Below are 13,392 nucleotides of genomic sequence, written 5' to 3' on the forward strand. Positions count from 1 at the left end.
GGAGCTCCTCGCACCTTGACCATCGTCGGGGGCTCCACGGTGGTCGAGGTGCGAGGCCGGCCACGGCCGAGCCTCGAGACCTCTTGGGGTCATCGCGAACGTGGGCGCAGTGAGCCGGTGGTCTCGAGGTGGCTCGTTCCTCGCTGCTCAACCACCCGTGGGCGGCTCGGCGTCTGCAAGGGGGAGGGTGGGGTGGGTGGTGGGGTAGATGCCGACGGCGAAGCCGTAGACGGTCTCGCCGTGGCGGGGAGCGCGGTCGAACTCGGCGACCAGCTCGGCCATGCGCTCCCAGAACTCACCGGCCTGCTGCTCGGTGATGCGGGCGTGGCGGATGAACCCCCACAGCTTGCCGTTCTCGTAGGCGGCCGCGGACTCGCGGGCGGCCACCTCGAAGTCGTTGAAGTCGCGCTCGGCGGTGGTCTCGGCCGGGGCGTCGGGGGCGACGAAGAACAGCCGCGCGGTGCGGCCGTAGAACCGCTCCTCGATGGCGCGGCGCTGCCGGGTGCGCACCACCTGCAGCAGCCCGTTGCGGGCGAGGACGTCGACGTGGTGGGCGGTCGTCGACTTCGGCCGCTCCAGCGCGGCGGCGAGCTCGGTCACGCTGGCCGCGCGCTCGGTGAGCAGCTGCAGGATCGCGGTGCGCAACGGGTGGCCGATCGCCCTCACCTGCTCGGGCCGCGTGAGCGCGAGCCGGTCGGCGAGCTCGTAGTCGGGGGAGTTGCTGCTCACGGCCGAACATACTAACGTGATCGAACGTTCGACATAACTAGTTCATTCGACGAGAGGAGCACCGGCCATGGCCGAGGTGCTGCTGTTCCACCACATCCAGGGGCTCACCGACGGGGTCACGGCGTTCGCCGACGACCTGCGCGCCGCGGGCCACACCGTGCACACGCCCGACCTGTTCGAGGGCCGCACCTTCGACAGCATCGAGGAGGGCTTCGGCTACGCCAAGGAGACCGGCTTCGACGCCGTCCGCGCGCGCGGCCTGGCCGTGGCCGACGAGCTGCCGGCCGAGCTCGTGCACGCCGGGTTCTCCTTCGGCGTCACCATCGCCCAGCGCCTCGCGCAGACCCGGCCCGGCGCGCGCGGTGCGCTGCTGCTCGAGTCGTGCCTGCCGGTCTCGGAGTTCGGCACCGCCTGGCCCGCCGGCGTCCCGGTGCAGATCCACGGCAACGAGAAGGACGAGTTCTTCGACGAGGACCTGCCCGCCGCGCGCGAGCTGGCCGACTCCACGTCCGACGCCGAGCTGTTCGTCTACCCCGGCGAGGCCCACCTGTTCAGCGACTCCTCGCTGCCGGCCTACGACGCCGAGTCGGCCGGCCTGGTCAAGGAGCGGGTGCTCGCCTTCCTGGCGAAGCTCTGACCCTGGCGAGGCCTCAGCGGGCCACGAACAGTGGTCGGCCGGTCACCGGGTCGGGCACCACCACGGCGTCGATGCCGAACACCTCGGCCAGCATCGCCGGCGTCATCACCGCCGCCGGCGACCCGTCGGCCCGCACCCGGCCGTCGCGCAGGGCCACCACGCGGTCGGCGTGACGCGCGGCCTGGTTGAGGTCGTGCAGCACCATCACGACCGTCATGCCGTGCTCGTCGCGCAGCGACTCGACCAGCCGCATCAGGTCGACCTGGTGGCGCACGTCGAGGTAGGTGGTCGGCTCGTCGAGCAGCAGGACGCCGGTCTCCTGCGCCAGCGTCATCGCGATCCAGGCGCGCTGCCGCTCGCCGCCCGAGAGCGAGTCGAGCCGGCGGTCGGCGAGGTCGGTCAGTCCGGTGAGCCCGAGCGCGCGCCACAGGGCGCCGTCGTCGCGCCGACGCAGCATGGCCCACGCGCCCCGCTGCGGGAAGCGGCCCTGCTCGACCACCTCGCGCACCGTCGCCCCGAGGGGCACCACTGCGGTCTGCGGCAGCACGCCGAGCCGCCGCGCCACCTCCACCGACGACCGCGCGTCGATCGGCTCGCCGTCGAGCAGCACCTCGCCGCCCTGTCGCCGCAGCACCCGCGCGAGCGTCATCAGCAGCGTCGACTTGCCCGACCCGTTGGGCCCGACGAGCGCCGTCACGGTGCCGGCCTCGATCTCGAGGTCGAGACCGGGGACGACGACCCGGCGGCCGTGCCCGGCGTCCAGGCGGCGGGCGGCGAGCACGCTCATGCGCGGTTCTCCCTGCGGATCAGGCTGACCAGGACCGGGGCCCCGAGCAGCGCGGTGACGGCGCCGACCGGCACTCCCGAGACGTCGGTGGCCACGCCGGGCAGCCGCACCGAGACCGAGAAGGCGACGAGGTCGGCGAGGCTGAGCAGCAGCGCGCCGAGGACGGCGCTCGCGGGCACCAGCACCCGGTGGTCGGCGCCGACCAGCATCCGTGCCACGTGCGGTGCCACGAGGCCGACGAAGGCGACCGCGCCGGCGGCCGCGATCGCCGTCGCCGCGGCGACCACGGCCGTCAGCAGGACGACGGCCACGAGCAGGCCCGGGCGCACGCCGAGCCCCACCGCGGCCGCGTCGCCGAGGGCCCAGACGTTGAGGTGCGCGGCGAGCAGCCAGGCCAGCGGCACCAGCACGACCAGCCACGGCCACAGCCGCGCCCAGTCCTCGGGCGTGCGGGCGTTGAGCGAGCCCACCAGCCAGCGCAGCACCGTGCCGATCGGCGCCGAGTCGACCACCAGGAGCAGCGAGGTGACGGCGGCGAGCACGGCCCCGAGCAGCACGCCCGCCACCGCGAGCGCCCGGCGTCCGACGACGTAGAGCACCGCGCCGGTGGCGACCGCCCCGACGAGCGCGGCCGCCTGCGCCCGCTCGTGCCCGGGCCACCACACGAGCGAGGCGACCACGGCCAGCGCCGCGCCCGCCCCCACGCCCGTGGTCGACGGCTCGGCCAACGGGTTGCGGACGACGGCCTGCACCAGCACGCCCGAGACGGCCAGCAGGCACCCGGCGCCGAGCCCGACCAGCACCCGTGGCAGGCGGTAGTCGAGCACGATGATCTCGTGGGCGGGCGAGCCGGAGCGCCCGGTCAGGACGTCGATCACGTCGCCGGCCGGCAGGTCGGAGCGACCGATCAGCAGGTGGGCGAGGACGAGGCCCACGCCGCTCGCGGCGGCGAGCGCGACCAGCCCGGCGCGCCCCGCGGCCGTCATGCGCGCCCCGCCGTGACGGGTGCCCGGCCGCGCAGGGTCAGCACCAGCGCGGGCACGCCGACCAGCGTCGTCGCGACCCCGACCGGCACCTCGACCGGGTACAGCACCAGCCGTGAGACGAGGTCGGCCGCGGCCAGCAGTGCGGCGCCGATCGGCACCACGGCCACCAGCACCGGCCGCGTGCCCACCCGGCCGACGACGCGGCGGGCGAGGTGCGGCGCCAGCAGTGCGACGAAGGCGACCGGGCCGCACACCGACGCGACCGCCGCGGCGAGTGCGGCCGCGACGGCGACCGCGGCCAGGCGGGTGCGCACGACCGCCACGCCCAGGCCGGCGGCGACGTCGTCCCCCAGCGCGAGCGCCTCCACGCGTCGCGCCAGCAGGACGGCGGCCAGCACGCCCAGCAGCAGCCACGGCGCGACGGCCTCGACGTGGGTCCAGCCCCGGGCGGCGAGGCTGCCGAGCAGGTAGCGGAACAGCACGACGACGTTGCCCTGCGTGCCGAGCCCGACGACCGCGACGACGAGCCCGCCGCACGCGGCCGAGACCGCCGCGCCGACCAGGGCGACGTGGTCGGGGGAGCGCGTGCGCCCGATCGCCAGCAGCACGAGGGCGCCGGCCACCAGGGCCCCGCCCAGCGCGGCGTACGGCAGCAGCGCGACCGGCACCGCCAGCCCGAGGACGACGATCGTCACGGTCACCACAGCGGCCCCGGAGGAGACTCCGAGCAGCTCGGGCCCGGCGATCGGGTTGCGCAGCACGTCCTGCAGCAGCAGGCCCGAGACGCCGAGCCCGGCGCCGGCGAGGCACCCGAGCACGGCGCGCGGCAGGCGCACCTCCCGGACGGCCGGGTGCAGCGGGTGCCCCGGGTCGAGCAGGGCGGCCGCGACCGTCGACGGCCGCACGACCGGGTCGCCGAGGCAGGTCGCGAGCACCAGCGCCAGCGGCACCGCGGTCCACGCGACGGCGACCGGCCACCGTCGTCTATTGAGAATGATTATCATTGCGCCGCCGATCGTCCACCACAGGAGAACCCATGCGCAAGCCGACCCGTCCCGCCGTCACGCTGGTCCGCCTCGTCCCCCTCGCCACCGCGCTCGCCCTGCTCACCGCCTGCGGGTCGGGCACCGAGGACGACGGCGCTCCGCCGGCCGACCCCACCACCGCGGCGACCGCCGACGCCGCCGCCGACCCCGCTGACGACCCCGCTGACGACCCCGCTGACGACCCCGCTGACGACCCCGCCGACGACGCCGCGGAGGACGGCGTCCCGGTGTCGGTCACCGACGACACCGGCGCCGAGATCACGCTCGACCAGCCGGCGTCCCGGGTCGCCTGCCTGACGATGATGTGCGTCGACGCGCTCACCGAGGTCGGCCTCACGCCGGTCGCCTACCGCGACCCGCTCGCCCTCGACGAGCGCTACGCCGGACCCGGCGCAGACATGCGCGAGGTCACCGGCGGCTTCGGCGAGGAGAACGTCGAGGACGTCGTCCTGTCCGAGCCCGACCTCGTCATCGGTCTGGCCGGCGCCCAGGACGGGCTGCGGGACGCGGTCGAGCAGGCCGCCCCGCTCTACCTCGTCGACCCCGCCTCGTGGCAGGACTCCGTGGCGTTCCTGCGCACCGTCGGCGACCTGACCGGCACCCGCACCCTCGCCGACGAGCGCGCCGACGCCTTCACCGAGCGCGTGGAGGCCGCCGCGGCCGACCGCAGCGACCTGACACTGCTCTCGATGTACGGCGAGCCCGGCAGCCTCGGTGTCGACACCGTCGGGACGCCGGTCGGCTCGCTGCTCGCCGAGGTGGCCGACTACCCGTGGCCCGCCGGCAGCGACCCGTTCGCCACGGTGGCCGTCGAGCAGGTCGCGAAGGTCGACCCCGACATCGTCTTCGCGCAGGCGTTCTCGGCCTCCGAGGACGCCGAGCCGCTCTCGGAGCGCCTCGCCGCCGACCCGACGTGGGCCCGTCTGAGCGCCGCCCGCGCCGACCGCGTCGTCGAGGTCGAGGCCGACGTGTGGGCCACCGGGCGCGGCACCATCTCGCTGGGCCTCGTGCTCGACGAGGTCGAGGCGACGCTCGCCGCCTCGTGACCGGCACCGCGGTCCGCGACGGCTCGGCCCTCGCCGACCCGACCTACCGCCGCTTCCTCGCCGCCCGCGCCGTCGTGATGAGCGGCAACGCGCTCACGCTCGTGGCGCTGCCGGTGCTGGTCTACCGGCTCACCGGCAGTGCCGCCCTCACCGCCGCCGTCGCGGTGGTGGAGACGGCGCCCTACCTGCTCGTCGGCCTGCCGGCCGGCGCGCTGGTCGACCGCTGGAACCGGCGGCGGGTGATGGTGACGACCGGCGTCGTCAGCGGGACGGTGATGGCGACCGTGCCGCTCGCCGCGGCGCTCGACCGGCTGGGCGTCGTCCAGCTGCTCGTCGTGGCGGCCGTGGTGGCCACGTCGTTCGTCTTCTCCGACGCGGCGTCGTTCGGGGTCGTGCCGCAGCTGGTCGGCCGGCACCGCGTCGCCTCCGCGACCTCGACGCTCGTCACGGTCGGGACGGCGATCGGCCTGGTCGGCCCGCTGGTGGGCGGCGTCCTGGTGACCGTCCTCCCGCCCGCGCTCGTGCTGGGCATCGACGCCCTGGCCTACCTCGTGGCCGCCGCCGTGCTCGCGCGGCTGCGCTGGCCGGGCAGCGAGACGGTGCCCGCGGCCGCCGGCCCGCGCCGGCTGCGGGCCGAGGTGGCCGAGGGGCTGCGGTACCTGTGGACGGTGCCGGTGGTGCGCTGGCTGACCGTGCTCGGGGTCGGCAACAGCCTCGCCGGCGGGGCGGTCGCGGGGCTGCTCGTCGTGGTCGGCGTCGAGCAGCTCGGCCTGGACGCCGACTCGCCCGCCCTGGGCTGGCTGTTCGCCGCCGGCGCCGCCGGCACGTTCGTGGCCGGGCTGGCCCTGCCCCGGCTGCAGCGCCGGGTCGGCGTCGGGCTCATCACCACCACCGGCTACGCCGTCGGTCTCGGGGCGCTGCTCGGCCTCTCGAGCGCGACGTCGCTCGCCGCCGCCCTGCCCCTCCTGGCGCTGCTCAACCTCGCTGCGACGTCGCTGATCGTCAACGGCATCGTCGCGCGCCAGGTCGTCACTCCCGACCACCTCCAGTCGCGGGTCAACACCACCGCGCGGCTGATCGCGTGGGGCGGCAGCCCCCTGGGTGCCGCGCTCGGCGGGCTCGTCGCCGGGGCCGTCGGCACCGAGTGGGCGCTGCGCGTCGCCGGGCTCGGCCTCGCGGCGAGCCTGGTCGGTGCGGTGCTGGCCGGCGTCCCGCGGTTCCCGCGGCTGGCCGACCTGGCCGACCTGGCCGGCCTGGTCGACCTGCAGCCGGCCGCCGACCTCACCCCACCCAGCCGCGCCGCGTCGCCTCGTGACCCAGCTGGAAGCGGGTGACGGCGCCGGAGCGCTCCATGAGCGCCGCGACCCGGCGCTGCACGGTGCGCAGCGAGACGCCGACCTGGCCGCCGATGGCCTGGTCGGTGAGGCCGGCCAGCAGCAGGCCGAGGATGACGGCGTCCACGTCGTCGATGCGGTCGGGGCCGACCAGCTCGGCGCCGCCCCGGCTCGGCATCACCTCGTGCGCGCCGGCCCAGATCAGGTCGAACAGGTGCAGCAGCGCGTCGAGCAGCCCCGACTCGTGCACCAGCAGCGCCCCGGTGCCCGAGTCGGACGCCGTGGGCGCGAGCGGCACCAGCGCCAGCGAGCGGTCGGCCACGACCAGCCGCAGCGGCAGCGCGTCGGTCACCCGCACCTGCTCGCCGAGGTCGATGGCGGCCCGCGCGGCGTCGAGGAAGCCGGGTTTGGCGAACGCGTCGCGCTCGAGGACGACGCGGTAGCCGACCCCGCGCCGCAGCGCGAGCTCCTCGTCGGGGTTGTCGTCGATCGGCACCAGCGCCACCGACGACTTCACCAGGGCCAGCACCTCGGTGGTGGCGCCCCGCTGGATCTGCGCGAACCGGTGCGCCACCGCCTGCGGCCCGCGCACCACCTCGACCGTGTCGACGGCCGCCCGGTCGGCCACCGAGCCGCGGTACTGCTCGACCAGCCGGCCGAGCTCGAGCTGCGCGCGGCGCATCTCGCCCTCGCGCTGCACGATCATCGAGCCCAGCGCGAGCGCCGGCGGCGAGGCGACGACGTGGCCGGGCTGGCTGGTCGAGCGGGCCACCAGGCCGTGCGCCTCCAGGGCCGCGATGGCGGCGGGCAGGTCGGCGGCGTGGGCCGGCATCGCCGCCGCGAGGTCGTCGACCGAGGCCGACGGCACCGAGACGAGCCGGCGGTAGACCTCCTCCTCGACCGGGCGCAGCCCCAGCACCTCCAGCACCGCCGACCTCCCCGTCCTGCCGTGTCCTGTCCGTGGCGACCGTCACCCCGGATCGGCGGAGGTGCGTCATGACGCATCCTCGCCATTCACGCCACCCCCACCCGGTGGCAGATTCATGACCAGTCTCCCCCTCTGAAGGGCACGTCTGTCATGTTCTGGTCCCGTCTCGCGGCCGCCTCCGGCCTCGCGGCCCTCGGTCTCTCCTCCCTGCCGGTCGCCGGCACCTCCGCCGAGCCCGGCGCGGCCGACCCGCGGGCCGACCGCTCGGCCGCTGCGGACGCCGTCCCGCGCGACGACGGGCGGCGCACCACCGTCACCCTCGTCACCGGCGACGTCGTCACCGTCACCGAGGGCGCCGAGCCCGGCGGCGCGCCGGTCGTCGGCATCGAGCGCGCCCCCGGCAGCACCGGCGGCGTGCAGACCTACACCGTGGACGGCGACCTGCACGTCGTCCCCGACGCGGCGCTGCCCTACCTGGCGCAACAGCGGCTCGACGCCGACCTGTTCGACGTCACCGGCCTGATCGAGCAGGGCTACGACGACGCGTCGGTGGACGCCGTCCCGCTCATCGCCCGCTACGCCCCCGGCGTCCGGGCGGCCCGGGCCCCCGCACCCGAGCACGCCCGGCGCGGCGCGGTGCTCACCAGCATCCGCGGTGCCGCGCTGCGCGCACCCAAGGCGCAGACGGCCGACTTCTGGGCCGACCTCACCGCGGGCGCCGGCGACCGCTTCACCGGCCGGATCGCGCGCCTCGACCTCGACGAGAAGGTCGAGGCGTCCCTGGCCGACTCCGTGGCCCAGGTCGGCGCGCCCGAGGCGTGGGCCGCGGGCCTCGACGGCACCGGCGTCACCGTCGCGGTGCTCGACACCGGCGCCGACACCAGCCACCCCGACCTCGCCGGCCAGGTCGAGGTCACCCGCAGCTTCATCCCCGGCGAGGACGCGACCTACGACGTCGACGGCCACGGCACCCACGTCGCCTCCACCGTCGCCGGCTCCGGGGCCGCGTCCGACGGCCTCGAGCGGGGCGTGGCGCCCGGTGCGCGGCTCGCCATCGGCAAGGTGCTCGACAACAGCGGCTCCGGCACCGCCTCGCAGATCATCGAGGGCATGGAGTGGGGCGCCGAGGTGGCGCCCGTCGTCTCGATGAGCCTCGGCACCGTCGAGCCCAGCGACGGCACCGACCCGATGTCGCAGGCGCTCGACGCCCTCAGCCGCTCCACCGGCGCGCTCTTCGTCGTGGCCGCCGGCAACTACGGCCGCACCAGCGGCATCGGCGCACCCGGCGCGGCCGAGACCGCGCTCACCGTGGGCGCCGTCGACGGCGACGACGTGCGCGCCGACTTCCAGGACATGGGCCCGCGCCTCGGCGACGCCGTGGTCAAGCCCGAGATCGTGGCGCCCGGCGTCGACGTGCTCGCCGCCCGCTCGTCGGCCTCGTTCGGCGAGGGCCGCTACGTCTCGCTGTCGGGCACCTCGATGGCGACGCCGCACGTGGCCGGGGCGGCCGCCGTCCTCGCCCAGGAGCACCCCGAGTGGGACGGCGCGCAGCTGCGCGATGCGCTGGTCAGCACCTCGCTGCCGCTGCCCGGACAGATCGCCTACCAGGTGGGCGCGGGCCGCCTCGACGTGCCGGCGGCCGCGTTCGGCGACGTCGTCGCCACCGCCTCGGCCGAGCTCGGCTACCACGCCTGGCCGGCCGACGACGACCAGCCGGTCGACCGCACCGTCACCTACACCAACCTCGGCGACGCGGACGTCGTCCTGCAGCTGGACGCCGAGGTCACCGACGCCGCCCTCGAGCCGGCGCCCGAGGGTCTCGTGACGCTCTCCGACGACGAGGTCACCGTGCCCGCCGGGGGCACCGCCACGGTCACCGTGACCGGCGACCCGACCGCCGGCCTGCCCGGCAGGGACTACTCCGGCGCCGTCGTCGCCTCGCTCGACGGCGAGCCGGTCGCCCGCACCGCCGTTGGCCTGGTCAAGGAGCGCGAGCGCTACGACCTCGACGTGCGCGCCGTCGGTCGCGACGGCGAGCCCACCGGCGGCTACGTGAGCCTCTACCGCTTCGGCGACTTCTCGGTCTCGACCCTCGAGCTCGACCCCGAGACCGGCACCCTGCCCACGCAGCGGCTCGAGCCCGGCGTCTACAACGTCACCAGCTGGCTGCCGGTCGACGAGAACGACAGCGGCGTCGCCCTCGTCGGCGACCCGCACCTGGTCATCGACGACGCCTCCCGCACGCTGGTCCTCGACGCGCGCAAGGCCCGCCCGGTCGAGCTGCGCACCGCGCGGCCGAGCGTCGACGGCGTGCGGCGGCCGTCGTACTTCCACGAGGCCGGGGTGAGCAGCGACGCCGACACCTTCTCCAACGCCTACGACGTGCCGCCGTCGGTCGAGCGGCTCTACGCCCAGCCCACCGGCCCGGTGCCGGGGCCGCGCTACGAGTTCGCGATGCGCTGGCGCCGCACCGCGCCGCTGCTGACCGTGAGGACCGGCGGCCGCGCCCTGCCCGTCCTCGCCATGCCGTCGGCCCGGCGCTGGGACGGCACCGCCACCCTCGACGCCGCCGCCCTCGGCGACGGCGAGCCCGCCGACTACACCGGCCGCGACGTGCGCGGCCGCGCCGTGCTGGTGCAGCGCAACGACCGCGTGAGCCCCGACCAGCAGGTCGAGACCGCGGCCCGCGCCGGCGCCCGCCTCGTCGTGGTCGTCAACGACCGGCCCGGCCGCTACCTGGCCTGGACCGGCGACACCGAGCTGCCCGTGCTCTCGGTCGAGCGACGCCACGGCCGACCCCTCGTCGAGCGCCTGGGCCGGGGGGACGCCGTCCGGCTGACGCTCACGGGCACCGAGCAGCCGCCGTACCTCTACGACCTCGCCCGCGCGTGGCCCGGCCGTGTCCCGGTCGACCTGGCCTGGGCGCCGCGGCAGGGCGCGCTCGCCACCGTCACCAACCGGTTCGTCGGCACCGCCGGCCGGCTGGCCATCGAGAGCCGCGCCGACTGCCGCGACTGGCACTGGCCGCCGTGCCTGCAGGAGTTCGAGCCGGTGCACCTCGGCGCCAAGCGCGTCGACTACGTGAGCACCCAGGCCGGCATGCGGTGGTACGAGGACGTCGTCGACCCGCGCGGCTGGGAGCAGCGCGGCGCCGAGCGCACCTACCGCCCGGGCCAGCAGCGCACGCAGTCGTGGTTCGACCCCGTCGTGCGGCCGCGCACCGGGGCGGGGTTCTGGGGGCCGCACCGCTCGGGCCGGTTCTTCGCCGTCAACGTGCCGTTCGCGAGCGCCGGCACCACCGGCGTCACCGGCGCGATGACCGACGCCTCGACCGTCGAGACCCGCCTGTACGCCGACGGCGAGCTGGTCGACGTCAGCCCGTTCCAGGCCGTGCAGACCGACGTCCCGCCGGCCACCGGCTGGCAGCGCTACCGCTTCGAGATGGACGCCCGCCGTCCGGCCTCGTGGGTCACCTCGCCGCGCAGCTCGACCAGCTGGGAGTTCCGCGCGCAGACCACGCCGGTCGACGCCGACCTGCCGCTGCTGCAGCTGGACTACGGGTTCACCACCGACCTCGCCGGCGCCCTGGCGGGCGGCCGGTCGCAGCCGGTGACCCTGCGGGCCGCGCACACCGCCGGTGTGACGGGTGCGGGCCGGGTCGACCGGGCGAGCCTGCGGGTCTCGTTCGACGACGGGACGACGTGGCGCCGGGTCGCCCTGAAGCAGCCCGGTGGCGGTGCGGGTGCGACGGCCATGTCGCGCTCGTGGACCGGCGCGGTGCGGGTGCCCGCCGGGGCGCGGTTCGTCACGGTGCGCGCCACCGCGGGCGACGACGCCGGCAACCGGGTGGTGCAGGAGGTCAGGCGCGCGGTGCGGGTGCGCTGACCCCTGTGCCGGCGTCTGCCGGCCCCGTGGCGTCCTCGACGTAGCGGGGCCGGCAGGCGAACCAGCCCGCCACCACGCCGGGCACGGCGGTGACCGCGAGCAGCACGATCGGCGTCGTCCAGGAGCCGGTGGCCTCGCGCACCAGGCCCATGCCGACCGGCCCGAGGCAGGCCAGGCCGTAGCCGATGCCCTGCGCGAAGCCCGAGACGGCCGAGGCGGTCTGCGGCGTGCGGGTGCGGCGGTTGATGAGGGTGAGCGAGAGCGGGAAGGTGCTGACGCCGACGCCGAGCAGGCACATCCAGAGCGCGGTGGCGCCGAGCGGCGCGACGATCAGCCCGACGTAGCCCGCGAGCAGCAGCGCGGTGCACACCAGCACGACCCCGAACGGGTTCGCCAGGCGGGTGGCGAGCTGCGGCACCGCCAGCGCGGCGAGCACCCCCCACGCGGAGTAGAGCGCGACCATCGTGCCGCCGAACGCCTCGCTGCCGCCCGCGTCGGTCAGCACGGCGGGCACCCAGGTGATGATCCCGTAGTTGGCCAGCGCCACCGCGGCGAAGAGGCCGACCAGGCCCCACACGGTCGAGGAGCGGGCGATGCGCGGCGCGGCCTCGAGCGCCGAGGTCGACGCGGGCGCGCGGTGCGGGGGCAGCTTGAGCGCCAGCACCAGCCAGACGGCGGCGGCGAGCGCGGCCGGCACGGCCCACACGCCCACCGAGAGCCGCCAGCTGGCGGCGTCCGCCACCGGCACCGCCAGCAGCGGCGCGACGAACTGGCCGGTCTGCAGCAGCAGCAGGTAGAGCGACGTCCACAGCGCGATGCGGTCGGCGAACCACGCCTTGACCAGCGGGACGACGACCACGTTGGCCGCGCCGATGCCGGCCAGCGCCAGCACGGTGGCGGCCACCAGCGCGGCCGGTGAGGGCGAGACGGCGCGCAGCAGCAGCGAGACGGCGGTGAGCGCGAGCGCCGCGGTGGCGGTGCGCTCGAGGCCGAACCGGCGGGTGACGAACGGCGCGCCGAAGCCGAAGACGGCGAACGAGATCGCCGGCACCGTGCCCAGCAGGCCGGCCAGCGCGGTGCCGAAGCCGAGGTCGTCGCCGATCGTCTCGAGCAGGGGGGACAGGCCGGTGACCGCGGTGCGCAGGTTGACCGCCGTCAGCGCGATGGCCAGGCCGGCCCATCCGGCGAGCCTGCGGCCGTTCGCACCCGGGAGCGGCGTCGAGGTGGGCACACTGTCCTCCAGTCGAGGGCTGATGATGGGATCATGGGATGAATCGAGCGAAGTCTGGCACGCGGTCACCGGTGCGTCGAGTCGGACTGATCGACCAGACGGCCGCCCGGTTCCACGACGAGATCGGCTCGGGGCGCTGGCCGGTCGGGGCGCGCATCCCCACCGAGCCCGAGCTGGTCGCCGCGTTCGGGGTCGGCCGCAACACGGTGCGCGAGGCGCTGCAGTCGCTGGTGCACGCCGGCCTGCTCAGCCGTGAGCAGGGACGCGGCACGTTCGTCATCTCCGACTCCGAGCTCTCCGGCACGCTGGCCCGCCAGCTCGGCGGCGGCAGCCGGCGCGACTACCTCGAGCTGCGGCTCGCCCTCGACAGCACCGCCGCCTCGCTCGCCGCCGCCCGCCGCACCGACGCCGACGTCGCCACCCTGCGTGAGCTGCGCGCGGCCCGCGAGCAGCGCTGGGACGACGGCGACGCCGACGCCCGCGCCACCGCCGACCTCGCCCTGCACCGCGCCGTCGTCGCCGCCACCCACAACCCGCTCTACCTGCAGCTCTACACCAGCGTCGTCGACGTCTTCGCCCGCCACATGCGCGACGACCCCGGCGCCGACGACGACCCCGCCCGCCAGCAGCACCACGACCTCGTCGAGGCCATCGCCGCCGGTGACGCCGACCGCGCCGTCGCCCTCGTCGCCGCGATCTTCGAGCCGTTCATGGGGTGAGGATGACATCTCGAACAACTAACCTTCATTGCTGCAACTCATCCAGCGCGACCTAGAGGCTTCG

General features: G+C 76.0%; 11 protein-coding genes. 5 read left to right on the plus strand and 6 right to left on the minus strand.

What is annotated here, in order from left to right:
- Positions 1–147: 147 nt before the first annotated feature.
- The gene (locus tag ABEA04_RS04595) at positions 148–729 is read right to left on the minus strand and encodes an ArsR/SmtB family transcription factor (RefSeq protein WP_345454987.1); all 582 of its coding nucleotides are present in this window, start codon (positions 727–729) and stop codon (positions 148–150) included.
- Positions 730–796: 67 nt separating this feature from the next.
- Here ABEA04_RS04595 and ABEA04_RS04600 point away from each other — a divergent pair, with 67 nt between their 5' ends.
- Positions 797–1,366 carry a dienelactone hydrolase family protein gene (locus tag ABEA04_RS04600; protein ID WP_345454989.1) on the plus strand — a complete coding sequence of 190 codons (570 nt, stop codon included), beginning with the start codon at positions 797–799 and terminating at the stop codon, positions 1,364–1,366.
- A 13-nt stretch (positions 1,367–1,379) separates the two neighbouring features.
- On the opposite strand, the gene ABEA04_RS04605 is transcribed toward ABEA04_RS04600, so the two are convergent.
- From ABEA04_RS04605 to ABEA04_RS04615, 3 genes are read right to left on the minus strand one after another with little or no spacing between them, the layout of a single operon-like run.
- A complete protein-coding gene (locus tag ABEA04_RS04605) occupies positions 1,380–2,153 on the minus strand; it encodes an ABC transporter ATP-binding protein (protein ID WP_345454992.1) in 774 nt (257 codons plus the stop codon).
- The gene (locus ABEA04_RS04610; RefSeq protein ID WP_345454994.1) at positions 2,150–3,139 is read right to left on the minus strand and encodes a FecCD family ABC transporter permease; all 990 of its coding nucleotides are present in this window, start codon (positions 3,137–3,139) and stop codon (positions 2,150–2,152) included. Before ABEA04_RS04610 ends, ABEA04_RS04605 begins: the two co-directional genes overlap by 4 nt.
- Entirely contained in the window at positions 3,136–4,143 is a 1,008-nt protein-coding gene (locus tag ABEA04_RS04615) for a FecCD family ABC transporter permease (protein ID WP_345454996.1), read from the minus strand. Before ABEA04_RS04615 ends, ABEA04_RS04610 begins: the two co-directional genes overlap by 4 nt.
- A 32-nt stretch (positions 4,144–4,175) precedes the next feature.
- Between ABEA04_RS04615 and ABEA04_RS04620 the strand changes: the two genes are divergently transcribed.
- Together ABEA04_RS04620 and ABEA04_RS04625 are read left to right on the plus strand one after the other, a co-directional pair.
- Complete coding sequence (locus ABEA04_RS04620) at positions 4,176–5,231, plus strand: ABC transporter substrate-binding protein (protein ID WP_345454998.1); 1,056 nt, start codon at positions 4,176–4,178, stop codon at positions 5,229–5,231.
- Complete coding sequence (locus ABEA04_RS04625; RefSeq protein WP_345455000.1) at positions 5,228–6,565, plus strand: MFS transporter; 1,338 nt, start codon at positions 5,228–5,230, stop codon at positions 6,563–6,565. The genes ABEA04_RS04620 and ABEA04_RS04625 overlap by 4 nt, the downstream gene beginning before the upstream one ends.
- Here the strand turns inward: ABEA04_RS04625 and ABEA04_RS04630 are convergent.
- Complete coding sequence (locus tag ABEA04_RS04630) at positions 6,513–7,493, minus strand: hypothetical protein (protein WP_345455002.1); 981 nt, start codon at positions 7,491–7,493, stop codon at positions 6,513–6,515. The genes ABEA04_RS04625 and ABEA04_RS04630 overlap by 53 nt on opposite strands.
- A 150-nt stretch (positions 7,494–7,643) precedes the next feature.
- Between ABEA04_RS04630 and ABEA04_RS04635 the strand changes: the two genes are divergently transcribed.
- Positions 7,644–11,378 carry a S8 family serine peptidase gene (locus ABEA04_RS04635; RefSeq protein ID WP_345455004.1) on the plus strand — a complete coding sequence of 1,245 codons (3,735 nt, stop codon included), beginning with the start codon at positions 7,644–7,646 and terminating at the stop codon, positions 11,376–11,378.
- Here ABEA04_RS04635 and ABEA04_RS04640 read toward each other — a convergent pair.
- The gene (locus ABEA04_RS04640; RefSeq protein ID WP_345455006.1) at positions 11,353–12,609 is read right to left on the minus strand and encodes an MFS transporter; all 1,257 of its coding nucleotides are present in this window, start codon (positions 12,607–12,609) and stop codon (positions 11,353–11,355) included. The two genes, ABEA04_RS04635 and ABEA04_RS04640, sit on opposite strands and share 26 nt — an antisense overlap.
- Positions 12,610–12,680: 71 nt before the next feature.
- Between ABEA04_RS04640 and ABEA04_RS04645 the strand changes: the two genes are divergently transcribed.
- Positions 12,681–13,328 carry a FadR/GntR family transcriptional regulator gene (locus ABEA04_RS04645; protein WP_345455008.1) on the plus strand — a complete coding sequence of 216 codons (648 nt, stop codon included), beginning with the start codon at positions 12,681–12,683 and terminating at the stop codon, positions 13,326–13,328.
- Positions 13,329–13,392: the final 64 nt, after the last annotated feature.

The sequence above is a fragment of the Nocardioides marinquilinus genome (assembly GCF_039543705.1).
GTDB classification, from domain to species: domain Bacteria; phylum Actinomycetota; class Actinomycetes; order Propionibacteriales; family Nocardioidaceae; genus Nocardioides; species Nocardioides marinquilinus.